13 protein-coding genes (1 of these 13 running past the window's edge) are annotated in these 25697 nt (G+C 62.6%); 7 read left to right on the forward strand and 6 right to left on the reverse strand.

The features are described 5' to 3' along the window. A protein-coding gene (locus AC1RR7_RS15415) for an amino acid adenylation domain-containing protein (RefSeq protein WP_493157923.1) crosses the window boundary here: on the reverse strand, positions 1 to 9885 show its 5' portion. Its footprint begins 6384 nt before the window's first position; 9885 of the gene's 16269 nt are visible here — the first part of the coding sequence; it begins with the start codon at positions 9883 to 9885; the stop codon falls past the left edge of the window. A 184-nt stretch (positions 9886 to 10069) separates the two neighbouring features. Then, entirely contained in the window at positions 10070 to 16480 is a 6411-nt protein-coding gene (locus tag AC1RR7_RS15420) for an amino acid adenylation domain-containing protein (RefSeq protein ID WP_493157924.1), read from the reverse strand. A gap of 492 nt (positions 16481 to 16972) precedes the next feature. Between AC1RR7_RS15420 and AC1RR7_RS15425 the strand changes: the two genes are divergently transcribed. The 4 genes from AC1RR7_RS15425 (at position 16973) to AC1RR7_RS15440 (ending at position 20483) form a co-directional block, all read left to right on the forward strand. Next, positions 16973 to 17767 (forward strand): helix-turn-helix transcriptional regulator, encoded by a 795-nt coding sequence (locus tag AC1RR7_RS15425; RefSeq protein ID WP_096820562.1) that lies wholly within the window; start codon positions 16973 to 16975, stop codon positions 17765 to 17767. Positions 17768 to 17829: 62 nt separating this feature from the next. Next, positions 17830 to 19242, forward strand: a complete 1413-nt coding sequence (locus AC1RR7_RS15430) for an efflux transporter outer membrane subunit (protein ID WP_493157925.1) — start codon at positions 17830 to 17832, stop codon at positions 19240 to 19242. 156 nt (positions 19243 to 19398) lie between these two features. Then, entirely contained in the window at positions 19399 to 20004 is a 606-nt protein-coding gene (locus AC1RR7_RS15435) for an SCO family protein (RefSeq protein ID WP_102622132.1), read from the forward strand. Next, positions 20004 to 20483: a copper chaperone PCu(A)C gene (locus AC1RR7_RS15440; protein WP_096820559.1), complete on the forward strand. Its 480-nt coding sequence runs from the start codon at positions 20004 to 20006 to the stop codon at positions 20481 to 20483. Before AC1RR7_RS15435 ends, AC1RR7_RS15440 begins: the two co-directional genes overlap by 1 nt. 82 nt (positions 20484 to 20565) lie before the next feature. Here the strand turns inward: AC1RR7_RS15440 and AC1RR7_RS15445 are convergent, their stop codons facing one another. Then, complete coding sequence (locus AC1RR7_RS15445) at positions 20566 to 20982, reverse strand: organic hydroperoxide resistance protein (RefSeq protein WP_085733053.1); 417 nt, start codon at positions 20980 to 20982, stop codon at positions 20566 to 20568. A 275-nt stretch (positions 20983 to 21257) separates the two neighbouring features. On the opposite strand from AC1RR7_RS15445, the gene AC1RR7_RS15450 reads away from it, so the two are divergent. After that, entirely contained in the window at positions 21258 to 21632 is a 375-nt protein-coding gene (locus AC1RR7_RS15450) for a hypothetical protein (RefSeq protein ID WP_493157926.1), read from the forward strand. Beyond that, complete coding sequence (locus AC1RR7_RS15455; RefSeq protein ID WP_493157927.1) at positions 21629 to 21826, forward strand: helix-turn-helix transcriptional regulator; 198 nt, start codon at positions 21629 to 21631, stop codon at positions 21824 to 21826. Before AC1RR7_RS15450 ends, AC1RR7_RS15455 begins: the two co-directional genes overlap by 4 nt. A gap of 60 nt (positions 21827 to 21886) precedes the next feature. Here the strand turns inward: AC1RR7_RS15455 and AC1RR7_RS15460 are convergent, their stop codons facing one another. Together AC1RR7_RS15460 and AC1RR7_RS15465 are read right to left on the reverse strand one after the other, a co-directional pair. Beyond that, a complete protein-coding gene (locus AC1RR7_RS15460) occupies positions 21887 to 22900 on the reverse strand; it encodes an ABC transporter substrate-binding protein (RefSeq protein WP_102621872.1) in 1014 nt (337 codons plus the stop codon). Positions 22901 to 23003: 103 nt separating this feature from the next. Then, positions 23004 to 23894, reverse strand: coding sequence for a LysR family transcriptional regulator (locus AC1RR7_RS15465; protein WP_493157928.1), 891 nt, complete (start codon positions 23892 to 23894; stop codon positions 23004 to 23006). Positions 23895 to 24021: 127 nt separating this feature from the next. Between AC1RR7_RS15465 and AC1RR7_RS15470 the strand changes: the two genes are divergently transcribed. Next, positions 24022 to 24465: a GFA family protein gene (locus tag AC1RR7_RS15470; RefSeq protein WP_102621874.1), complete on the forward strand. Its 444-nt coding sequence runs from the start codon at positions 24022 to 24024 to the stop codon at positions 24463 to 24465. Here the strand turns inward: AC1RR7_RS15470 and AC1RR7_RS15475 are convergent. Continuing rightward, on the reverse strand, positions 24446 to 25477 hold the full coding sequence (locus AC1RR7_RS15475; protein WP_102621875.1) for a sterol desaturase family protein: 1032 nt from the start codon (positions 25475 to 25477) through the stop codon (positions 24446 to 24448). The two genes, AC1RR7_RS15470 and AC1RR7_RS15475, sit on opposite strands and share 20 nt — an antisense overlap. Between the last annotated feature and the right edge of the window lie 220 nt (positions 25478 to 25697).

Below are 25697 nucleotides of genomic sequence, written 5' to 3' on the forward strand. Positions count from 1 at the left end.
CCGGTCGATGCTCGGCTGATCCAGTTCGGCCAGGCTCAGCAGGTCCGGAGTGATGTGAGTGCCGCCTACGGGAATGCGATTGGCCGGCACTTCGATTTCGCGACCACTGCCCACCACAGCAGCCAAGGCTGCGAGCGTCGGTTGACTGAACAACACGCGCACGTCGGTGTTCAAGCCGATCTGACGCAGGCGTTCGATCAGGCTCACCGCCAGCAGCGAATGGCCGCCCAGTTCGAAGAAGTTGTCGTGGCGACCGACTTTTTCCAGCTTCAGGACATCGGCCCAGATCTGCGCCAACGCAGTCTCCACCGGGCCTTGCGGGGCTTCGTATTCACGACTGAGCCAGGCGTTCTGATCCGGTTCCGGCAAGGCCTTGCGGTCGAGTTTGCCGTTGGCGGTCAGCGGCAAGGCGTCGAGTCGCACGTAAGCCGCCGGGATCAAGGCTTGCGGCAGAAGCGTTTGCAGATGATTGCGCAGGGCTTCGATATGGGTCGGCGCACGCTCGGTGAACCACACCAGCAACTGCCCGTCGCGCACCAGCGCCACCGCGTCCTGCACCGCCGGATGACTGGCCAGCGCAGCTTCGATTTCCCCCAGCTCAACCCGCACGCCGCGCAGTTTTACCTGATCGTCGTTGCGGCCCAGGTATTCGATGTTGCCGTCCGCCAACCAGCGTGCGAGGTCACCGGTACGGTACATCCGTGCCTGCGGCTGGTCGCTGAACGGGTCGGCGAGGAAGCGTTCGACGGTCAGATCGGGACGGTTCAGGTAACCCCGGGCCACACCGGCGCCGGCCACATACAACTCGCCCGTGACACCTACCGGCACCGGACGTTGCTGGTCATCAAGCAGATAGATGCGAGCGTTGGCCATTGGCCGGCCGATGTGCAGCGGCTGACCGACCTCCACTGGCCCGGAGGTCGCGACCACCGTGGCCTCGGTCGGGCCGTAGTTGTTGATCACCGCGAAGGTCTGCGCACGATTGAACTGACGCAGTTTGTCACCACCGATCAGCAAGGTGCGCAGGGTCGGGTGTTGCAGCTCGCGACTGAAGGCGTATTCGGCCACCGGAGTCGGCAGGAAGCTGACTTGCAACGGCTGCGCTCGCCACCAGTCGAGCAGTTCGTCCAGATGCTCATTGCTCACCGATTCCGGCGGCAGGTGCAGGGTCGCACCGACGCACAGCGCTGGCCAGACTTCCCAGGCCATGGCATCGAAACCGAAACCGGCAACGCTGGCGGTGTGGTTGCCGGCACGCAGGTCGAAGGCTTCGGCGTGCCAGTGCACGAGGTTTTCCAGGGTGGCGTGTTCGACCATCACCCCTTTTGGCTGGCCAGTGGAGCCCGAGGTGTAGATCACGTAGGCCAGGTGCGCCGGAGTCAGGTACGGCAGTTTCGGGTTGCTGTCGGGCAGGTGTTGCCAGGCGTCGCTGTCCAGATCGATCACCGGCATCATGCCCAGCAGCTCCCGGGTCGAAGCCTGTGCGAGCACGGCCACCGGATCGCTGTCCTGCAACAGGTAGGCGATGCGTTCCATCGGATGCGCCGGATCCACCGGTACATAACCGGCGCCGGCCTTGAGAATCGCCAGCATCCCGACCAGCATTTGCGGGCCGCGACGCACGCAGAGCGCAACGCGGTCGTCCGGTTGCACGCCGAGGCCGATCAAATGATGGGCCAGTTGGTTGGCGCGCTGATTGAGCTGACCGTAGGTCAGCTGTTGCGCACCTTGAATCACCGCGAGGGCCTGCGGATTGCGCTCGGCCTGAACCTCGACCATTGCGTGAATCGTTGCGCCACGGGGATAGGCCGTGACCGGTGGATTGAAGCCGTCGACCAGACGTTCCAGTTCCACGGTCGAAAGGATCGGCAAACGGTTCAGCGGCTTTTGCGGCGTCTGCTCCAGCGCTTGCACCAGTTGTTCCAGCGCCGTGTGCATGTAACTGCAAATCCGTTGCGCGCCGATCTGGCTGACCGCCAGAACCGACAAGGCAAACCCTTCGCCCAGATCGTCCACGCTCAGGGTCAGCGGATAGTTGGTGCGCTCTTCACCACCGAGTTTCTGCACGCCTTCCCAGATACCCTGCCCGTGCTGCGACGGCTGCGCGGGGGCACTGTGGCGGTAGTTGAACAAGGCACTGAACAACGGCGACGACGCCGCGACACCACTGCAACGCTGGGCCAGGGCCAGCGAGGCGTGTTCATGCCCCAGCAGCGCAGTCAGTCGTGCGTGGGTCGCCTTGACCCCGTCGCGCGCGCTGGCGCCGACATCGATGCGCAGCGGCAAGGTGTTGATGAACACCCCCAACGCCCGGTCGGCACCGTCGCCACCCTGCATCCGCCCCATCATCACCGTGCCGAACACCACGTCGCGCCGGTTCGACAGCACGCCCAGCACTTGCGCCCAGGCCAGGTGCATCAGGCTGGCCGCGCTCACGCCCAGTTGCCGCGCCTGTTCACGCAGGCGCCCGTTGAGTTCGGCAGCCACCGGTTGCAGCGCTTCCTCGACGCCGTGACCGTCGCCCTGCACATCCCGCAGTCCTAGCGGCAGCGTCGGCTCGTCGATGTCACCGAGCATCTCGCGGAAGAACGTTTCATGCTCCTGTTCGCCGAGCCCCAGGCGTGCCTGGGCGACGTAGTTGCGATAGGGGATCGGCGCCGAAAGGTGGTCGATCTCACCGAACATCACATCGCGCATTTCTTCAACGATCACTTCCAGCGCGGTGTGATCGAGGATCAGGTGATGGGACAGCAGGATCGCCACCACGCGCTGCTGTTTCGGATCCTCGGCATACACCATGCGCAGCAGCGGTGCCTGGCTGATGTCGAGGCGGTAGTGACGGGCATCGAAGCGCTCGTGCAACTGTTCGAGAATGTCGCCCTGCACCGGGTCCAGCGTTACGTGTTGCACCACCAGTTCGGCGTGGCGCCACACCACTTGATGAGGAATCGCCAGGCCTTCGTGGACAACGCTGGTACGCAGGATGTCGTGGCGGGCGACGACCTGCTGCAAGGTGTCGGTGAAGGTGCGCAGACGCTCGACACTGTCGAAGGCCAGCCGCGATTGCAGCAGGTACGGGTCGCCCTGCTCAGCACTCAAGTGGTGATAAAGGATGCCTTCCTGCAACGGCGCCAGCGGGTAGATTTCCTGCACATTGGCAGCACCGCCCGGTACGGTGGCGACGATCCGGTCGATGCTGGCCTGATCCAGCTCGGTCAGGCTCAGCAAGTCCGGGGTGATGTGGGTGCAATCAGCAGGAATGCGATTGGCCGGCACTTCGATTTCGCGACCGCTGCCCACCGCCGCAGCCAGTGCAGCCAGAGTGGGTTGGCTGAAGAGCAGGCGCACGTCGGTGCTCAGGCCGATCCGGCGCAGGCGCTCGATCAGGCTCACCGCCAGCAATGAATGGCCACCCAGTTCAAAGAAGTTGTCGTGGCGACCGACCTTTTCCAGCTTCAGGACATCGGCCCAGATCTGCGCCAACGCGGTTTCCACCGGGCCTTGCGGGGCTTCGTATGCCTGGCTGAGCCAGGCGCTCTGATCCGGCAGCGGCAAGGCTTTGCGGTCGACCTTGCCGTTGTTGTTCAGCGGCAAGACGTCGAGTTGCACCCAGGCCGACGGCACCATGTATTCCGGCAGACGTGCTTGTAATTGTTCGCGCAGGCTGGCGCTGTCGATGCCCTCTTCGGCGGTGAAATACGCCACCAGACGCAGCGGCTCCTGGCCGTCCTGACGGGCCAGCACGATGGCTTCCTTGACCCCTTCGCAGTTCAGCAGGCGGTTTTCGATTTCCCCCAGTTCGATGCGGAAACCACGGATTTTCACCTGATCGTCGTTACGACCGATGCACTCCAGTTGCCCCGGCGCGAGCCAGCGTGCGAGGTCGCCGGTGCGGTACAGCAACGCGCCCGGTTGCTCGCTGAACGGGTCTTGCAGGAATTTTTCGGCGGTCAGGTCCGGGCGATTCAGATAGCCCAGCGCCACGCCCTGGCCGCCGATGTACAACTCGCCGGTCACGCCCATCGGCACGGGTTGCTGACGGGCATCGAGTACATAGACCTGGGTGTTGGAGATCGGGCCGCCAATCGGCACGCTGTCGGCATCTTCTGCCACTTCGCGCACTTCAAACGTCGTGGCATAGGTGGTGGTTTCGGTCGGGCCGTAGCAGTGAACGATGCGCAGATCCGGCGCCTCGGCCAGCAAGCGGCGGAAGGCGGCCGGGTCGGCGCGTTCGCCACCGCAGAGCACGATGCGCAGCCCCTTCAGCGCCTCGGGAATCAGCTGCACATACTGGTTGAACAGCGCGGTGGTGACGAACAGGATCGTGGCGCCCGAAGTCGCCAATCCCTGTCCGAATGCGTGCGGATCGAGCAAGGTCGCGTGATCAATGACCACCACTCGCCCGCCGTTGAGCAGCGGCCCCCAGACGTCCATGGTGCTGGCGTCGAATGCCGGGTTGGACGCAAATGCCACGCGGTCCTGCGGGTTGAAATCGGCGTAACCGTTGTTGATCACCAACCGGCCAATCGCCCGGTGCGGCACCATCACACCCTTCGGCGTGCCGGTGGAACCGGAGGTGTACATGATGTAGGCCAGGGATTCGAACGACTGCGGCAGGTCCGGGTTATGCGTCGGTTGCGCGTCCAACGGCAGCGGATCCAGATCGATCCGGCGCACCGCGTAATCAACCGTTTCAGTGCTCAAGGTCAGCAGCGCTTTCGCCCCGCAGTCTTCAACCATGAACGCCTGACGCTCGGCCGGGGCGTTGATGTCCAGCGGCACATAAGCCGCCGCGCATTTGCCGATGGCCAGTTGCGCGACCAACAACTCCAGCGAACGCGGCAGCAAGATCGCCACATGGTCGCCCGGCTGTACGCCCTGCCCGATCAGATGGTGGGCCAGTCGGTTGGCCCGTTGATTCAGCCCTTCATAAGTCAACGCGGTGTGTCCATGAACCGCCGCCACGGCTTGCGGATGCAGTTTCACTTGCTGCTCGAACAGACCATGAACCGTCGAACCCGACGGGTAATCCCGCTGGGTGTCATTGAAACCGACCAGCAACTCCCGACGCTCATCCGACGGCAGAATCGACAACTGATCAACACCCAGTTGCGGCGTCTGCTCCAGCGCCTGCACCAGACTGTCGAAGGCAATGTTGATGTACTCGCAGACCCGCGCACCATCGATACCCGGCACCGCTTGCACACTCAGACGCAAACCTTCGCCAAGGTCATCGACGCTGACTACCAGCGGATAGTTGCTGCGCTCGCGGGAGCTGAGCAATTCAATGCCGTCCAGAGTCAAGCCGGCAGCCTGCGGTGCGCTGTGGCGATAGTTGAGCAACGTGCCGAACAGCGGCAACGCCCCCGAAACCCCGCTGCAACGCTGGGCCAGCGCCAGTGACGCTTGTTCATGCGCGAGCAACTGCGCCAGCCGTTCATGGGTGGCGAGCACGCTGTCGCGTACCGCCGTGGCGGTCACGCTGACGCGCAGCGGCAAGGTGTTGATGAACAGTCCCAACGCCCGGTCGGCGCCCTCGCCGCCCTGCATCCGGCCCAGCAGTACCGTGCCGAACACCACCTCATCCCGGCCGCTAAGCTGCGCCAGTACCTGCGCCCAGGCCTGGTGCGCCAGACTCGCCACGCTGATGCCGAGCCGGCGTGCCTGCTCGCGCAGACGCAAGGCCAGCGCGGTGTCCAGCGTGAGTTGGCTGTCGACCACCGTGCTGCCGTCGCCATGCACGTCCTGCACGCCGAACGCCAGAGTCGGCTCATCGATGTCGCCGAGCATGTCGCGGAAAAACCCTTCGTGCGCCTCGGCATCCGCGCCGAGCCGTGCCTGTGCCACATAGTTGCGGTACTGCACCGGAGTCGCCAGTTCGGCGGCGTGACCGTGCAGCACGCTGTTCATCTCGCTCACCAGCACTTCCAGCGCGGTGTGATCGAGCATCAAGTGGTGCATCAACAGAATGCCGACCCAGCGTTGTTGCTGCGGATCCTCGGTGTAGGCAAAGCGCATCATCGGTGCGCGGCCCAGATTCAGACGATAGTGACGCGGGTCGAAACGCGCCTGCATTTGTTGCAGCACGTCGCCGTCCTGCGGGTAGGCATCGACTCGTTCAAGCGCCAGCGGCGCCGCCCGCCAGACCACTTGCACCGGCTCTTCGAGACCTTCCCAGACCACGCTTGAACGCAGGATGTCGTGCCGCGCGATCACCACGTTGACGGCGCGCACAAACGCCTTGATCGACTTGATCCCGTCAAACACGAATTGCGCCTGCAACACGTAAGGATCACCGGCAGTCGCGGCCATGTGGTGATACAGAATCCCCGCCTGCAACGGCGCCAGCGCATAGATGTCCTGCACGTTGGCGACGCCACCGGGGACGTTTTCCAGCACCCGGTCGATGCCGGCCTGATCGAGTGAGGCCAGGGGCAGCATGTCTGGCGTGATGTATTGGCAGTCAGGGGTGATGCGATTGACCGGCACTTGAACGCTGGACGAAGCGCCCAGGGTTGCCACCAGCCCCGCCACGGTTGGCCGGCCGAACAGCACCCGCACATCGCAGTTCAATTCCTGCTGGCGCATGCGCTCGACCAGTTTCACCGCCAGCAAAGAGTGGCCGCCCAGTTCGAAGAAATTGTCATGCCGCCCGACCTGTTCGACGTTCAGCAGGGTCTGCCAGATCTCGGCGATGCGGTATTCCACATCGCCGACCGGCGCCTCATACCCGCGCAGCAACTGGACGCTCTGATCCGGGGCCGGCAAGGCCTTGCGGTCGAGTTTGCCGTTGGGGCTCAGGGGCATGGCGTCGAGATGGACGAACGCCGTCGGCACCATGTAATCCGGCAACTGCTCCAGCAGATGGCCGCGCAGTTCGCCGATGTCCAGCGGCTCACCGGTGTAGTACGCCACCAGCCGTGGATCGCCGGCCACGTCTTCGCGCACCAGTACTTCGGCGGCGAGTACGGTATCGAGTTGAATCAGCCGTGCCTGGATTTCCCCGAGCTCGATACGCAAGCCGCGAATCTTCACCTGATCGTCGTTGCGACCGAGGTATTCAAGGTTGCCATCCGCCCGATAGCGGCACAGGTCGCCGGTGCGGTACAGCCGCGCATTCGGTTGATCGCTGAACGGATCGTCGAGGAAACGCTCGGCGGTGAGCGATGCAAGGTTCAAGTAGCCGCGCGCCACCTGCACGCCGCCAATGTAGAGCTCACCGGCCACACCCAGCGGTAGCGGCTGCAACTGTTCATCGAGAATATACAAACGGGTGTTGCTGACCGGTCGGCCGATGGGCAACAGCGCTTCCGGCACGGGCATCGACGGCTCCAGCGTCCACACCGTGCTGTCGACCGTGGTTTCAGTCGGGCCGTAGACGTTGTGCAACCGCACCTGCGGCAGACACTCGCGTACCTGACGGGCCAACGCTGGCGTCAGCTCGCCGCCACCACAGAAAACATCCGTGAGGCTGGTGCATTGGCTGACGTCTTCCACGTCGAGGAACTGTTGCAGCAACGCCGGGACGAACTGGATCACGCTGATGCGCTGCTCGCGCACTACTTGCGTCAGATACGCTGGTTCGAAGTGCGCATCGGGACGTGCCAGCACCAGTCGCAGGCCGGCCGTCAGCGGCCAGAACAGCTCCCAGACCGAAGCGTCGAAACTGTAAGGGGTTTTCTGCAACAGGGCGCCGTCCGCCACGGGCGGGCACACCTGCGAACTCCAATGAAGCAGATTGCCCAGGCCACGGTGCTCGACCATCACCCCTTTCGGCGTGCCGGTGGAACCCGAGGTGTAGATCACGTAGGCCAGGTTCGAAGCGTTCAGGCCCGGCACCTGAGGATTGTGATCGGGGTAGTCCTGCCAGTGATCCTGATCGAAATCGAGCAACGGCACGCCGCCCGCCTCGAACATCGCCCGGGTCGCGCCGTGCGCCAGCACCGCCACCGGGGCGCTGTCCTTGAGCATGTAGTTCAAACGTTCCGCCGGGTAGGCCGGATCCAGCGGCACGTAAGCGCCACCGGCCTTGAGAATGCCCAGCAGGCCGATCACCAGTTCAGACCCGCGTTCGACGCAGATCGCCACCGGCGTGTCCGGCCCGACACCCAGCTCACGCAATCGGTGAGCCAGGCGATTGGCCCGCGCATTAAGCTCAAAGTACGTCAGTGACAGCTCATCGGCCTGCAACGCAATGGCTTGCCGCGTGCGCTCGACCTGAGCCTCGAACAGGCCATGAACGGTCTGTTCCAGATCGAACTCGACGCGGCTGTCATTGAAGCCCACCAGCAATTGCTGACGCTCCTGCTCCGGCAAAATCGGCAACTGGTTGATCAGCGTCTCGGGCGACTGTTCCAGAGCGTCCAGCAAGGCGTCGAGTGCGGTTTGCACATAGCCGCAGACGCGTTCGGCGCCAATGCCGGTCGGGGCGATGGCGGACAACCGGAAACCACTGCCCAGATCATCGACGCTCAAGGTCAGCGGGTAGTTGGTCGGTTCCTTGCCACTCAGGACCTGGACGCCGGGGGCCAGTTCGATCACCTCGGCGACATCACCGACAGCACTGTGACGGTAATTGAGCATGGCGCTGAACAGCGGTGTCTGCGTGCTCAACGCGCTGCAACGCTGGGCCAATGCCAGCGACGCCTGTTCGTGGGCAAGCAAGGCGCTCAACCGTCGATGCGTGGCAAGCACGCCGTCGTAGACGCTTTGTGCGCCGACATCGACCCGCAGCGGCAAGGTGTTGATGAACATGCCCAACGCCTGCTCGCCGCCGTCACCCGCCTCCATCCGCCCCAGCAACACGGTGCCGAACACCACCGAGGTGCGCCCGGACAACTGGCCCAACACCCGCGCCAGCGCCAGGTGCATCAGGCTCGCCACGCTCACGCCGAGTTGCCGCGCTTGCGTGCGCAGTCGCAGGTTCAAATCGTCAGAGAGTCTGAGCTGTGCGTCTTCGAAATCCTGTCCGCCGCCGTGAACATCCTGCAGGCCCCACGGCAATGTCGGTTCGTCGATATCGCCGAGCATCTCGCGGAAGAACGTTTCGTGGGCCTGTTCATCGAGGGCCATGCGCGCCCGCGCCAGGTGATTGCGAAACGGCACCGCCGGCGCCACCAGCTCAGTCTGCCCTTGCAGCCAGGCCTGGATTTCGCGGCGCACCACGTCCAGCGCAATGTGGTCGATGATCATGTGATGGAACAGCAACAACGCAACGATCCGCCCCTGCGCCGGATCCCGTGCGTACACCAGACGCAGCAGCGGCGCCTGTTGCAGATCGAGGCGCAAGTGACGGGCGTCGTAGCGCGCCTGCAACTGGCTGAACACATCCGTGGAGGTGTCGAGCTGCACCTCTTCGCAGACCAGCGGTGCCTGGCGCCAGACCACTTGCACCGGCTCGTCCAGGCGTTCCCAGACAAACGAGGTACGCAGAATGTCGTGACGGTCGATCACCCATTGCAACGCCTGGGCAAATGCGTCGAGGCGCTGGTGATTGTCGAAGGTGAACTGCGCCTGTTGCACATACAGATCACCTTCGCCGGCCGCGAGGTGCAGATACAGCATGCCTTCCTGCAGCGGCGCCAGCGGATAGATGTCCTGCACATTCGCCACGCCACCCGGCACAGTGGCGACGATGCGGTCGATGGCCGGCTGATCCAGTTTCACCAGCGGCAGCATGTCCGGGGTGATGCGCAGCGCCGGGCTCGACCAGTCGCCGCCGTGGCTCGCCACCAGTTCCAGCAATTGCGCCTTGTGCTTGGCGAGGCTGTCCCACAACGCGTCGTCCAGCGCGTCGTCGTTGCCCAGAATGACCAGGTCTTCATCGTCCTGTTGAAGGCGGATCGCATGGGTGGAAATAACAGCCATCAGCTCGCGAAATTGCATGGGGGTAACCTGCTGTAAATTCTGGAAAAAGGAGCGCGCAGCGGCGAATCCGTGCGGCCACGCGCAGCCCGGAAAAGCTAAAACATCGGGGCTTGGGTGTCTGACATGGGAAGCGGGGACAAGACTCGTGACCGGCCAGTCATGGCGCCGATCCGCGGGAACCGCGAATCGGCGCCGATGTCGCTCAGAGCCGGCGTTTGCGATTGAGCGTCGGTATGGTGGTTTGAGGGACTTCCACCTGCGTTGACTGCGCCGAAGTCTGAGCCGCCAGCGCAGCCAGGGTCGGCTGGCTGAACAGCGTCCGGGCATCGACGTGCAGCCCGGCCTGACGCATGCGCGCCACCAGACTGACCGCCAGCAACGAATGCCCGCCGAGTTCGAAGAAGTGGTCGTTGCGACCGACCTGCTCCAGTTGCAGCACCTCGGCCCAGATCTGCGCCAGCCTGATCTCGACCTCCCCTTCGGGCGCCTCGTAACGACGACTGAGCACCGCTTCTGCCCCCGGTGCCGGCAAGGCCTTGCGATCGACCTTGTCGTTGGGGGTCAGGGGCAACGCATCGAGCTTCACGTAAGCGCCCGGCGCCATGTACTCCGGCAAGCGCTCAAGCACATGGGCGCGCAAGGTTTCGATGCTGGGCGCGTCGAATCCTTCACGCACGGTGAAATACGCCACCAGCCGCTCGTCCCGCACCAGCACCACCGCTTCACGCACCGCTGGATGCTCGATCAGCCGCGCTTCGATTTCCCCCGGTTCCAGACGCAGGCCACGCAGCTTGACCTGGAAGTCGTTGCGCCCAAGGAACTCGAGATTGCCATCCGCTCGGTAGCGCACCAGATCGCCGGTGCGGTACAGGCGATCACCGGCCACGAACGGGCTGTCGATGAAGCGCTCGGCCTGCATGTCCGGCAACCCCAGATACCCCCGCGCGACCCCGACCCCGCCGATGTGCAGGTGACCGCTGACGCCGAATGGCACCGGTTGATCGTGGGCGTCCAGCACATAGAGCCGGGTGTTGCTCAGGGCCTTGCCGATCGGCACTACGGCCTCTGGTACCGATTGATCGGGTTCAAGCGTCCAGCCGGTGCTGTCGACCGTGGTTTCGGTCGGCCCGTAGACGTTATGCAGACGCACCCATGGCAGGCGCTCGCGGACACGCCGGGCCAGTGCGGCGGTCAGTTCGCCGCCACCGTTGAGCACGTCGGTCAGGCTGGTGCACTGGCTGACATCGTCCTGTTCGATGAACTGTTGCAGCAGCGCTGGCACGAACTTGACCACGGTGATCTGTCGTTCGCGAATCACCTGGGTCACATACGCCGAATCGCGGTTGCCGTCGGGACGCGCCAGCACCAGCCGCAGGCCGGAACACAGCGGCCAGAAGATCTCCCACACCGAACTGTCGAAGCTGAACGGCGCCTTCTGCAACAGCGCGCCATGCTCGGTCGGCGGGCTGATCTGCGAGCCCCAGTGCACCATGTTGCAGGCGCTTCGGTGCTCGATCATCACGCCCTTCGGCGTGCCGGTGGAGCCGGAGGTGTAGATCATGTAGGCCAGGTTCGCAGCGCTCAACCCCGGTACGTGCAGGTTATCGGCCGACGCGTCCTGCCAGGTGCAACGGTCGAAATCGATGACCGGCACGCCCGGATCGCCCAGCAGATGGCGGGTGGCTTCGTGCACCAGCACCGCCACCGGCGCGCTGTCCTGCAACATGTAATGCAGGCGTTCCAGCGGATAGTCCGGGTCCAGCGGCACATACGCACCGCCGGCCTTGAGAATGCCGAGCAGACCGATTATCAGATCCAGACTGCGTTCGACGCAGATCGCCACCCGAGAATCGGGCTGCACGCCGTGCTCGCGTAGATGATGCGCCAGACGGTTAGCCTGCTCGTTCAATTGGCGATACGTCAGCTGTTGATCCCCGGCCTGCAAGGCAATGGCGTCGGGGCTGCGTTGCGCCTGCTGTTCGAACAGCACCTGAAGCGGCTGATCGAGCGGGCAATCGACTTCGCTGGCATTGAACCCGACCAGCAGCTGCTCAAGCTCCGCCGCCGGCAGAATCGGCAAGCGATTCAGCGGTTGTTGTGGTGTCTGCTCCAGGGCATCCACCAGCGTCTGCAACGCAGTCTGCACATAGTCGCCGATGCGCTGGGCGCCGATGCTGATCAGGGTCCGCGTGGTGATCTGCAAGGCACTGCCCAGATCATCGACACTCAAGGTCATCGGGTAGTTGGTGCGTTCTTCGTTCTCCAGGGTCTGGATGCCTTGCCAGGCTTGGTCCGACGCCGCTTCCTGCGCCTCAAGGTCAGTATGTCGATAGTTGAGCAACGCACTGAACAGCGGTGCCGGTGACGCGACCCCGCTGCAACGCTGGGCCAGCGCCAGTGACGCATGTTCGTGCCCGAGCAAGTCGGTCAGTCGGGCGTGGGTGAGCAGCACCGCATCGCGCGCGCCCCGGTCCATGTCCACCCGCAATGGCAAGGTGTTGATGAACACCCCCAGCGCGCGGTCCGCGCCTTCACCGCCCTGCATACGGCCCATAAACACTGTGCCGAACACCACATGTTCCTGCCCCGACGTCGCCGCCAGCACCTGCGCCCAGGCCAGGTGAATCAGGCTGGCCACGCTGACACCCGCCTGCCGCGCCTGAAGGCGCAAGCGCCGGTCCAGTTCAGGCGCAAGCGTTCGCACGGCTTCGTCGATGCCGCGACCGTCGCCCTGCACGTCCTGCAAACCGAAAGGCAGGGTCGGCTCGTCGATGTCGGCGAGCATCTCGCGGAAAAACGCTTCGTGTTCCTGTTCGCTGACGCCCAGTCGTGTCTGCGCCACGTAATTGCGGTACGGCACCGACGGCGGCAACGGTTCGCCCTGCCCCAACAGGTTGGCGCGCATTTCATGACGCAAGACTTCCAGCGCGATGTGATCCAGCGCCAGGTGGTGGAACAACAGAATCGCGACGATCCGCCCGTGGGCCGGGTCGCGGGCATACATCAGCCGGATCAGCGGGGCCTGACTGACGTCGATGCGATAACGCCGGGCATCGAAGCGCGCGTGCAATTGTTCGAGGACATCGCCCTCGGCCGGATCGAGGGTGATTTCCTGCACCGGCAGTTCGGCTTCGCGCCAGACCACTTGCACCGGCGTGGTCAAACCTTCCCAGACCACGGCGGTGCGCAGGATATCGTGCCGCGCCATGACCTGACGCAACGCGGCCGCATAGGCCTCGACCCTCTCGACGCTGTCGAACGCCAGCTGCGATTGCAGCAGGTACGGATCACCCTGCGCGGCGGTGATGTGGTGATAAAGGATGCCTTCCTGCAACGGCGCCAGCGGATAAATGTCCTGCACGTTGGCCGCCCCACCCGGCACCGTGGCGATGATCCGGTCGAGAGTGGTCTGATCCAGTTCTACCAACGGCAACAGGTCCGGCGTGATTTGCGTGCAGCCCGGCGGAATGCGGTTGGCCGGCACTTCGACCTCGCGGCCAGTGCCCACCGACGCGGCCAGTGCCGCCAAAGTCGGCTGGCCGAACAACACGCGCACATCACTGCTCATGCCGAGCTGACGCATGCGCTCGATCAGGTTGACCGCCAGCAACGAGTGCCCGCCCAGTTCGAAGAAGTGATCGTGACGCCCAACCTTTTCGACTTGCAGCACCTCGGCCCAGATCTGCGCCAGGAGGATTTCGACGTCACCTTGCGGGGCTTCATATTCGCGGCGGATCAACGCCTCAGGTCCCGGTGCCGGCAACGCCTGGCGATCCAGCTTGCCGTTGGCCGTCAGGGGCAGCACCGCCAGGCGCACGTAGGCCGAAGGCAGCATCGCACTCGGCAGACGGGTTTGCAGATGGGCATGCAGTTGCGTGATGTCCAGCGGCTGGCGTTCGGTGAACCAGGCCAGTAACTGCCCGTCGCGCACCTGCACCACCGCATCGCGCACGGATTCATGGCTGCTCAATGCGGCTTCGATTTCACCGGGTTCAATGCGCACGCCACGGATTTTCACCTGATCGTCGTTGCGGCCCAGGTATTCGATGTTGCCGTCCGGGCGCCAGCGTGCGAGGTCGCCGGTGCGGTACATCCGCGCGTTTGGCTGGTTGCTGAATGGATCGTCGAGAAAGCGCTCGGCAGTCAACTCCGGACGGTTGAAGTAACCCCGCGCCACCCCGGCGCCACCAACGTACAGCTCACCGGCCACACCAATCGGCACCGGACGCTGTCGGTCATCCAGCAGATAGGTCGTGGCATTGCTCACGGGTTTGCCGATGTGCAGCGTCCGACCCGGTTCGATTCGGCCCGAGGTGGCGACCACGGTGGCCTCGGTCGGGCCATAGTTGTTGATCACCGCGAACGTCTGCTCGCGATTGAACTGGCGCAGGCGATCACCGCCGATCAGCAGCGTGCGCAGGGTCGGGTGTTCAAGGTGGCGACTGAACGCGTATTCGGCAATCGGGGTCGGCAGGAAACTCACGTCCAGCGGTTGCGCACGCCACCAGTCGAGCAGCGCGTCGATGTCTTCGCCCCCGTCGCGGGACGGCGCCAGGTGCAGGGTTGCACCGCCACACAGCGCGGGCCAGACTTCCCAGGCCATGGCGTCGAAACCGAAGCCGGCGAGGCTCGAGGTGTGGCGACCGGTGCACAGATCGAAGGCTGAGCAGTGCCAGTCGACCAGATTTGAAAGCGTGCGATGTTCGACCATCACGCCTTTGGGCTGGCCGGTGGAACCGGAGGTGTAGATCACGTAGGCCAGATGCGCGGTGGTCAGGCCCGAGACCTCGGGGTTGAGATCGTTGACCGGCCAGATGCGCGCGTCAATGTCGATCACTGGCACATTCAGCACCGGCAGCCGTTCGCGCAGATCGCGCTGGGTCAAGACGACGACCGGAGCGCTGTCGCTCAATAAATAGCTCAAGCGCTCCGCAGGATGGGCCGGATCAACCGGCACGTAACCGGCGCCGGATTTGAGGATCGCCAGCAGCGCGACCAGCGTGTCCAGCCCTCGGCGGGCAACCAGCGCCACGCGGTCATCGGGCCGTACACCGAGCCCGATCAAGTGATGGGCCAGGGCGTTGGCCTTTCGGTTCAGCTCGGCATAGGTCAGCCGTTGTCCCTGAAACTCTGCGGCCACCGCCTCTGGCCGCGCCGCCGCTTGCGCTTCGATGCGCTGATGGATGGTCAACTCGTTGGGGTAATCCGCGCGCGTGTCATTCCACTGCTGCAGCAACGCCGATTCGACTGGCAGGCTCAGATTGAAATCATCCAGCGCCAGGTCAACATTCTCCAGGCCCTGTTCCAGCACCAGCAACAGGCGCCCGGACAGCGCTTCGATCTCATCGGCGCCAAAATAGGCTTCGTTGTAGACCATGTACAAACTGTCTTTGTCGTTGTTGAGGGTGCTGAGCAAATGCACCGCCAGCGGCGTGCCCTCCTCATGGTTCGAGACCTTGATGACCCGCGCCTGAGCCTCGCCGTAGCGGTACTCGTGAACATCCTGCTCGTAGGACACCGTCAGTTCGAACAGTTGGGAGCGATCCTCGCGCAGCAGGCCCAATGCACGATTCATTTCGCTCAGCGGAAAACGCTGATGACGGAAATCGCGCTTCAATTCGTCGCGGATCGCCGTGATCAACTGACCGAACGACAACGCCCGGCCAAACCCCATCCGCACTGCGCTGACCTGAGTGAACAGCCCGAGCGTGGACTTGAACCGGGCACCGGAACGGTTGAGCAGCGGCACCCCCACCACCCATTCGTCACGTTGGGCGGTGCGACTGAAATACACGTGCAAGGCTGCCAGCAACACATGGAACGCCGACCCGCCGTATTCGCGGGCCACGTGTTTCATGCGTTCGTGCAGCCGTGCAGGAAAAGCCTGAGAGAAAATCCGGGTCGGGGCCGGGGCACCGGCAAAGCGTTCCTGATATCGGGGCAGCAATAACGGCTCGGGAAGGTTGCGGTACTTGTCCAGCCAGTACGTCCGGTCGTGGGTATAGCGTGCCGACTCGTAATAACGCGCATCGTCATGGATGAAATCAACATAGGACGGTGCCGAGTCCGGCGGCTGTTGCCCAAGCGCCAGCGCGTTATAGATCTCGTCCAGCGACTTGAGCATCTCGCCGAAACCCCAGCCGTCGACAATCAGGTGATGGGCGAGGATCGACAGCCAATGATGATCGGCATCGAGACGGATCAGAAGAAACCGGAACAACGGCCCGCCGTCCAGCGTGAACGGCTGCTCGATGCGTTCCTGAATCAGCCTGCGCGCCGCGGACTGTGGATCGGGCTGCGCGCAAACGTCATGGATCGGCATCGGGGCCGGCAAGGACTGCGCAAAGCGCTGCAGGGGCAAGCCGTGCTGGCCGGCGCCCGGCAACAGAATCGTGCGCATGGCGTCGTGCCGGGCCACGAGACCTTCCAGAGCCGCCTGCATCAGCGCCGGATCCAGTGGGCCGGTCAGCTCGACGTAGCCGCCGATGTTGTACAGCGGTGAATCCCCCTGACGCAGTTGATCGAGCCAGATGTCGCTCTGGGCGGCAGTCAGCGGGAAGGCCTCGGAAATCGCGGACAGACCGTCCGCCGCATCGGCAGCAAATTGGTTCATAAGATCCGTCTCATGTGATTTGGCGCGTATTCAAGCATCGGCCCCGAAACCCGCATGACACGTGAAACCCGGACAACTCCCCCCTCTTTGCCCTGCCCTGCGGGCTGACAGGCCTCGACTGGCCGGCCATCCCACCAAAAGTTCGGAAAGAAATGACTGAAAATCCTGTAGGACAATCGCCATCCACCTGCGCTGACTACGACTTCGCAATGCTGGGAAACGGCGCTCTGAACCCCGGTTTTCGGGGTTTCCGCTAGACCGTACAGTCACGTCCTACAGGCTTGTCACCCTAGGACTGACAGAAACGTGGCGCCATTAATCCGGAAATAGTGGCACTTTGTGTCCCCGTTTTCCCCTACAGACGTAGGACAAATGCATAGGCTTAAATCCCGCTCCAGATCGATTTCAAGGAGAAATGATTGGGTGGCGGCTTCACAGGTGCATGCACGGCAGACGATTCGGCAATGGCTTTAAATCAAGGATGACAAGGATATGAATCTGACCGGCAGTCTTCGCAACATGGACAACCCGCACTTCTATTGGCAGCTGGGCGAGTTGATCGCCAGCACGGGGAACGAGCGTTTCGCCACGAACATGTTTCAGTTGGTCGACACCCTGGTACCGGTCAACCGGGTGGATCTCAGCGAATGGACACTCGACGAGCGCGAGGCCAGCGTGGTCGAGATCAAGGCATTGGGCAGCGCCGGTTTGCCGGATACCTTCCCGCCCCCGGATCCCCTGCAATGCCAGGACGATCATCCGCTGTTGCAGAAGATGATCGAGATGAATGACTCGCTGCTGATTCAACTCAAAGCTTCGCTGCAGCAACGACACCCGCACCGCAGCGTCCATCAGTGCAATCTGGTGTCACGCACCTCCAACCGCCGCTGTGTCATCTCGTTCTGTCGCCCTCACACGCACCGGGTGTTTTCCCTGCCGGAACTGTCGTTTCTCAAAAGCCTGTCCGACACCCTGCTGCCGTTGATCGAGCGTCACGCGCAGATCCGTCGGCAAATCGTCGCCCGACAACCGCGCCCGCTCCAGGCCGATCAGGAGCAGACACCGTTGCAACAGGTGTTCGACGAACGCCTGGCGCTGGGCGACATCACCCTGTCAGTGCGCGAGAAGGAAGTCTGCCTGGGCTTGCTGACCGGCGGCACCGTGCCGCAGATGGCCGAGCGGTTGCGGGTCAAGAACAGCTCGGTCGAGACCTACCTCAAGCGCGCGGCCGCCAAGCTCGGGGTCAGTGGTCGTCACGGTCTGGCGAAATGGATGGCCGGGGCCTGATCCGGCGTTTCTCTCATCATGGGCGCCCGGCGCCCGCTCTCATTCGTGAACGAGGCTGTTTGATGTCCAGGTTGCCGATCTCCCTGCTGTCCATGGCGTTGCTGATGGGCGGCTGCTCGCTGGTTCCCGACTACCAGCAGCCCGCGTCGCCCAGTGCGGCGCAGTATCCGAAAGGCCCCGCCTACCCTGCGCCAACCCAGGCCACCAGCGCGGTCGAGGACTGGCGCGGATTGTTCAATGACCCGGCGTTGCAACAGTTGATTGAGAGCGCGCTGATCAATAACCGCGACTTGCGGGTCGCCGCGCTGAACGTCGAGGCGTTCCAGGCGAAGTACCGCATTCAGCGCGCCGATCTGCTGCCGGCGGTCTCGGCTAATGCCAACGAACTGCGCCAGCGGGTGCCGGCGAGCGTGACCAAAACCAAAGCGGCGATCACGTCGACCTACTCCGCCAACCTTGGCATCAGCGCCTACGAACTGGATTTCTTCGGCCGGGTGCGCAGCCTCAGCGATCAGGCGTTGATGAGCTGGCTGGCCACCGAAGAAGCCCGGCGCAGTGCGCAACTGAGCCTGGTGGCGAATGTCGCCAATGCCTACCTGACCTGGCGCGCCGACCAGGAGTTGCTGGCCCTGGCCCGAGAAACCCTCGCCGCCGACGAGAAAAGCCTGCGCCTGACCACGCGCAACCGCGAGGCCGGCAAGTCCTCGGCGCTGGATCAGATCCAGGCGCAGACCAGCGTCGACAGCACCCGCGCCAGCCTCGCCCGCTATCAACGCCAGGTCGCCCAGGACTTGAACAGCCTGACACTGCTGGTCGGCGCACCGGTTCCTGAAACTCTGCCGGCACGTCCGCTGGACAGTGATCTGGTGGCGCAAGTACCGGCCGGGTTGCCGTCGGATCTGCTGCAGCGCCGGCCGGACATTCTCCAGGCCGAATACAAGCTCAAGGCGGCCAATGCCAATATCGGCGCGGCCCGGGCGGCGTTCTTTCCCAGTGTCAGCCTGACCGCCAACGCCGGCACTTCCAGTCGCGACCTGTCGGGGCTGTTCAAGGGCGGTTCCGGCGCCTGGACGTTCCAGCCGCAGATCAACCTGCCGATCTTCAATGCCGGCAGCCTGCGCGCCAGTCTGGATTACGCGAAATTGCAGAAGGACATCAGCGTCGCCGAGTACGAAAAGACCATTCAGACCGCCTTCCAGGAAGTGTCCGACGGACTCGCGGCGCGCCAGACCTACCAGCAACAACTCCAGGCCCAGCGTGATCTGGTGCAGGCGACCCAGGACTATTACGACATGGCGCAGCACCGCTATCAGACCGGCGTCGACAGCAGCCTGACGTTCCTCGATGCCCAGCGTTCGCTGTTCAGCTCCCAGCAAGGCTTGATCACTGACCGATTGGCGCAACTGGTGGCGCAAGTGAACCTGTACACCGCGCTGGGCGGCAGCTGGAGTCCGGTTGAATCGTCTCCGCAATAACCGCAGGTCATTTTTTCTTACACCTTTTGTCGCCCGATCCGACATTGGTTGGTGATCAAAAACCGACCTGGCGGTTCATTTTGGTATCATGCGCCGCTTTTACGGTTAACCCCCCGCCTGTCTTGCTGACCGGCGGGCTGCAAAGGGCGGTATTAGATGACGGCTTTGTTGACTCGCCGCAAGGTGCTTGCGGGAATGGGCGTGCTCGGTCTGGGCCTGCTCGCCGGCTGCGACACCCGTGGCCAACTGTCGTACAAGTACGGCAAGGATCTGAGTGACAAGATCCTCGGACGCACCTTCAAGCTCAAGGACACTGAAGGCAACACCGTGACGCTGTCGAGCTTTCGCGGCCTGATGCCGATGATCTTCTTCGGTTTCACCCAGTGCCCGGCCGTCTGCCCGACGACACTGGCCCGCGCGGCAAAAATCAAGAAGCTGATGGGCAAGGATGGCGACATCCTGCAAGTGGTGTTCATCACCCTCGACCCGGAACGCGACACGCCGCAAATCCTCGACGCCTACGTCAAGACCTTCGACCCGAGCTTCGTCGCCCTGTACGGCACCCTTGAGGAAACCAAGGCCACCGCCAAGGAATTCGACGTCTTCTACGAAAAAGTCCCTGCCGGCGACACCTACACCCTGTCGCACACGTCTACCAGTTATGTCTACGACACCCGCGGCAACCTGCGCGTGGGTCTGTCCCAATCGCTTTCTGCACAAGAGTGTACGGAAGACTTGCTTACCGTCATGGAGGTCTGCTGATGAACCCTTTTCTGAACAACATCAAACGTGCTGCTCTGGGCCTGTCCCTGCTGGGCCTGGCTTTCCAGGTTTCGGCGCAGACCAAGGTCGATGACGCCTGGGTCCGTGCAACCGTGCCAAACCAGTCGGCCAGCGGCGCGTTCATGACCGTCACCGCCGACAGCGACAGCAAGCTGCTCAGCGTTGCATCGCCGGTGGCCAAGGATGTGCAGATTCACGAAATGACCATGAAGAACGACGTGATGAGCATGGGCCCGGTCAACTCGGTCGACCTGCCGGCCGGCAAGGCTGTGAAGTTCGATCCGAACGGCTACCACGTGATGCTGATGGGCCTGAACGGTCAACTGAAGGAAGGCGACAACGTGCCGCTGACCCTGACCGTCGAAAACGCCAAGGGCGAGAAACAAGCCATCGAAGTCCAGGCGCCGGTGCGCTCGCTGACCAACATGGAAGGCCACGATCACAGCAAGATGCATTGATCGCTGACTGACAGTTTTACGGCTTCAAAAACAAACGGGGCGGCATGATCGACGATCATGCCGCCCCGTTTGCATCTGGATGTCAGACCAGTTTCAACTCGACTTCGATATTGTTGCGCGTGGCCTTGGAGTACGGGCACACCTGATGCGCCGCATCCACCAGTTGCTGCGCCGCGCCGCGTTCCATGCCCGGCAGGCTCACATTGAGACGTGCCTGCAACAGATACCCTCCCGAGTTGGTGCCCAGGTCTACTTCGGCATCCACCGCCAGGTCCGCTGGCAGGCTGATTTTCTGTTGCCCCGCCACCGCTTTCATCGCGCCGATGAAGCACGCCGACCAGCCGGCAGCGAACAGTTGTTCCGGATTGGTCCCTCCGCCGTTGGTGCCGGGGGACGACAATTTGACATCGAGAATCCCGTCGGAACTGCGCGACGCTCCGTCACGTCCGCCGGTGGTGTGGGTCTTTGCGGTGTAGAGGACTTTTTCGATCTGGCTCATGGCGATCTCCTGAATGAATAACAGCAGATTGTTCACTCGGCGCCTCCCGTCGCAGCCTTGAGGTGCGCCACCCGTTTCACACAGCCCTCTCACTATAGACGCGGGTTTGTCGCTCACCTGGCCGGCGGACGTGCGGGCACCCAGACCGTCGACGACCTCGGCAAAAAACCATTGCTGGAATCCAGCCTCCTCACCTCGACCTCATGGAAAGCATGCTTTACATCGGAAATATCTTAAGCGACTATGTAAAGCGTCTTTTACATAGGAGTTTGGACATGAACCGATTCAACCGAGAGATGACCGCTGCAATGGTCCTGTACGCAGTGGTGCTGCTGGCATCGCAATCCGCGCTGATTTATCTGGCGCATGCCAACGCTTACCTGCGCGGCGTCATCGTGCTGATGCCGATGATTCCGGTCGGCTTGTTCTGCTGGACGGTCGTACGCGACATGCGACGTCTCGACGAAATGTATCTGCGTATCCAGTTCGAAGCTCTCGGCTTTGCATTCGCCGCATCGGCCCTGCTGACCTTCACTTACGGTTTTCTGGAAACGGTGGGCGCCCCGCATATCCCGTGGTTGTGGGTCTGGCCGGTGATGGGCGCAATGTGGATGATCGGCCTGCGCATCGCCCGGCGCCGCTACCAATGAAGAACCGCCTCAAGGAACTGCGCGCCGAGCGCAAATGGTCACAGGTGGATCTGGCCGAACGTCTGAACGTTTCGCGCCAGACCATCAATGCGATTGAAAACGAACGCTACGACCCGAGCCTGCCTTTGGCGTTCCAGATTGCCCGGGCGTTCGAGATACCGATTGAGAGCATCTTTGATGACTCGGTGAGTTGATACGAAAAGTCCGCCCGTCAGCACAGGCTGCCGGGCGGACTGTTCACAAATGACGACTGTTCAACTCCCCGCCCCGCCATGCGCCTCTTCAAAGAAATAATCCTTCCAGCTGTCCGCCTTGTTTTTCAGCACACCCAGCTCCTGCAACTTCTCTGCATATATGTAGGTGCGTTGCGGTACCACGGTGAAATCGATTTCCGGATCGGTAACGATTTTCTCCACCAGCGCCAACGGCAACTTCGACTGTTCAACACGAATGTAAGCTTGTGCGGCCGCAGGCTTGTCGGCCTTGATGATCTGCTCGGCCTCGACCAGTGCGTCGTAGAACGCCCTGTAGGTTTTCGGGTTTTCGTCGTGGAATTTTTCCGTGGTGTACAGCACGTTGAAGGTGGCCTGGCCGCCGAGCACATCGTAGGAACTCAGCACTTTATGCACGTTGGGATTCTGCAACGCCTGGTACTGGAATGGCGGACTGGAGAAATGTGCGTTGATTTCCGAGCCGCCGGCGATCAACGCGGCCGTGGCATCCGGGTGCGGCAGGCTGACGGAGATGTCGTCGAATTTCTTGTATTGGTCATTACCGAATTCTTTGGCCGTTTCGATCTGCAGCGTGCGGGACTGGAAACCCACGCCCGCCGCCGGCACGGCGATGCGATCCTTGTCGCTGAAGTCCTTGAGGGTTTTCACGTTCGGGTTATTGGTCAGCAGGTAGTTGGGCATCGAGCCCAGCGAAGCGATGGCCTTGACGTTCTGTTTGCCCTTGGTGCGATCCCACACAGTGAGCATCGGTGGCACGCCGGCCGAGACCACATCCAGCGATCCGGTCAGTAGCGCTTCGTTCATGGCGGTAGCGCCGGAAATGCTGTTCCAGTCGACCTTGATGTCCAGCCCCTGAGCCTTGCCGTGCTTCTCGATCAGGTGCTGATCGCGCACCACATCCAGAATCAGATAACCGATACCGAATTGCTGGGCGATGCTGATCTTGCCTTCGGCTTGAGCAGTGTTGCCGAGCAGAGCGCCAGCCAACGAAGCCGCCAGCAGCGTCAGTGCAGAACGTTTGAACGGTAGGGCCATGACAACCTCGCAGTGATTTTCTGGGAAATCTGTGAGGCCGGACTCTATCGCTATAAAAAACGAAATTTAAATACCGTTATCGCATATTGATATCATCTGAAAATCAGGCTTCCAGAAAAACCTGCAAGTCCGCTCCCAAGCCATCGAACACCGCTGAAACCCGTTGCACCCGGCGCATGTCCTGATGCATTGCAATCCACACATCCACCGTAAAGTCCACCTGACCGGGCAGGACTCGCACCAGTCCATGTCGCTGGGCCAGTTGCCGAAAACTCACGCCAATCCCCAGACCCGCGCGCAACGCCGCCCATTGCGCCAGATGATCATCGGTGCGGATGACCGTGTGCTCTGCCGAGCAATCGAAGCCGCGCGCACATAGAAACTCGATCTCGCCCCCATGACGATCCGGGCCGATCAGCGGAAACCGGCGCAAGTCCTCAACCGTTTCAGGCACGCCCTGCTCCGCCAGCAATTCGGGTGTGGCGTAGAGGCCCACGTGCAGATCGCCGACCTTGCGCGCCACCACCGAAGCTTCGGTCGGACGGCGGATGCGCACGGCTACGTCGGCCTCCTGCTGTGAGAGGGTTTGCAGACGATTCGACACGTTCAATTCCAGCGCCAATTGCGGGTGTTGCTGACGCAGGCGGCGCAACATCGGCGGCAGGATCTCGACGCCCAACAGCTTGCCGGAGGTCAGGCGCACGGTGCCGCTGGTTTGCGCCACGTCAGCGGAAGCGGCGCGGTTGAAAGCATTGGCGGCCAGGGCCATGGTTTCGACGTGACCGATCAACTCCCTGGCAGTCTCGGTCGGCAACAGCCCCGAGGGTGAGCGAATGAACAGGCTGACGCCGACACTCTGCTCCAGCGCCTCGATCCGCCGCCGTGCCGTGGCCTGGGCAATGCCCAGCAAGCGCGCGGCGCCCGACAGACTGCCGGTGCGCAGTACCGCGAGAAAGGCGCGCTGGGTTTCCCAATGAAGTTGTGGAGCGTTCATACATTTCCTGTGAGCGGTTGGGCAGTTTTGGCCGATGTTCATTCACCGGGGTCTGCGGCATGCTGCGCGAGCATACCGCACGGGCCTTGCGCCCGGCATCGAACCCGCAGTTGAAGGAGCCTTGCCCATGACACTCACCGGCCAATGTCGCTGCAGTGCCGTCCGTTATCAGTTGAACACCGAAGTGCCGCCGGCCATCTACGCCTGCCATTGCACGGATTGCCAGACCTGGAGCGGCAGTGCCTTTGCACTGCATGCCCTGCTGCCCACCGACGCCCTGACGCTGACCGGACCGTTGGCCACTTATGCCTACGATCTCAATGGGCAACACGCCGAACATCAGCTGTGCAGTGTCTGCCATACGCGTCTGTGCAACACCACCACGGCCGCACCGGGGATGAGCGTTCTGCGCGCCGGCACGCTCGATGAAAGCCGCTCACTGCAACCGATGGCACACATCTGGGTCAGTCACAAACAACCTTGGCTGACGCTGCCCGAGGGGCTGCCAAGCTGGCCGCAAAGCCCGACCCCGCAGGCCTTCGGCGAAGCCCTCATGGCGTACGCTGGTTGAACCAGGTTCTGAGCCCGTCGGCGTTCGACGACAAGCGTTTCGCGGTGTCCACAAACGGCGTGACGATCAGGCTGTACACCGTCAGATAACGTGTGCGGTCTTGCTCGCCCGTGCCGAAGCGCAAGACTTCGGGTTTTGAAGTGGTGACGTACAACGTGCCGAACATCCAGTCCCACAGCGACAGGTTGATCGCGAAGTTCTTGTTGAAATGTCGCGGTGCGTCGCTGTGGTGGATCTGGTGCTGGGCTGGGCTGTTGAGCACGTGTTCGACCTTCGGCCCGAACGACAGCCAGACATGGCTGTGCCGCAGATTGGCCCCCAGGCTGTTGATGATCAGTGCCAGCCACGTTACGCCGAATAGCGTGTAGCGGCTGACCTCCCCGCCACAGGCATACCAGACCACGCCGGCAAAAGCGCCAAGGCCGGCGGTGATGACGACTCGTTCGAAGATCGATTCGACGATGTGAATGCGGCTGGCGGTGGCCGGCACCAGCACCGGTGCCGAATGATGGACCTTATGAAATTCCCACAGAAAACGGGAATGAAAGGCGCGGTGAATCCAGTAGTGCAGGAAGTCCCTGAACACAAATACGCCGAGGCCGTACAACAACGCGATCGACGGATGATCCGAGACCTGCTCGCGGGCGCCCCAGAGTCGGGTGAAAAACTGCACGTAGTCGCCTGAGCGCAGGATATGCGGATCGACCAGCGCCACGACCGGCAACACCAGCGCGACCCGCAGAATGCCCTTGATGAAGTAGTAGCGATAATCCAGCCACGCCGAGCGATGCCCATGCACGCGACCGCCGCCAAGGAACTGCCAGAAGGTGGGGGCCTCGGTCAGGCCTCGGGATTTTCTGTAGCGGAACAGACCATAGGCCACGCAATAGGACGTGAAGATAAACGCCACGCCAATGCGACCGTTCAGATCGAACAGGCTGAAGAACTGCTCGGCGACCGGTTCAATCAGCAGTCGGTGCAGATAAGCGTTGAGTTGCGTGAGGACATCCACGGAGGCTGGTCTCCATCAGAGGTCGGGCATTGTAAATCGCAACGTTTCGCAAATGCAGCTGAAAGGGATCAAAGGCGTAATAAACAGCCTGAAACAATTAATCCCCTGCTCCGGTACGCCGGAAAAAGCCTTCCGCCACCCCTGACATGAACGCAGGTCTGGGCCTCAGGCATTTCGCCGTGATCGCACAGCCGTTCGACAGCGGATCAGCTTCGCGTTT

It is taken from the genome of Pseudomonas sp. GW821-FHT11G12 (genome assembly GCF_058808055.1).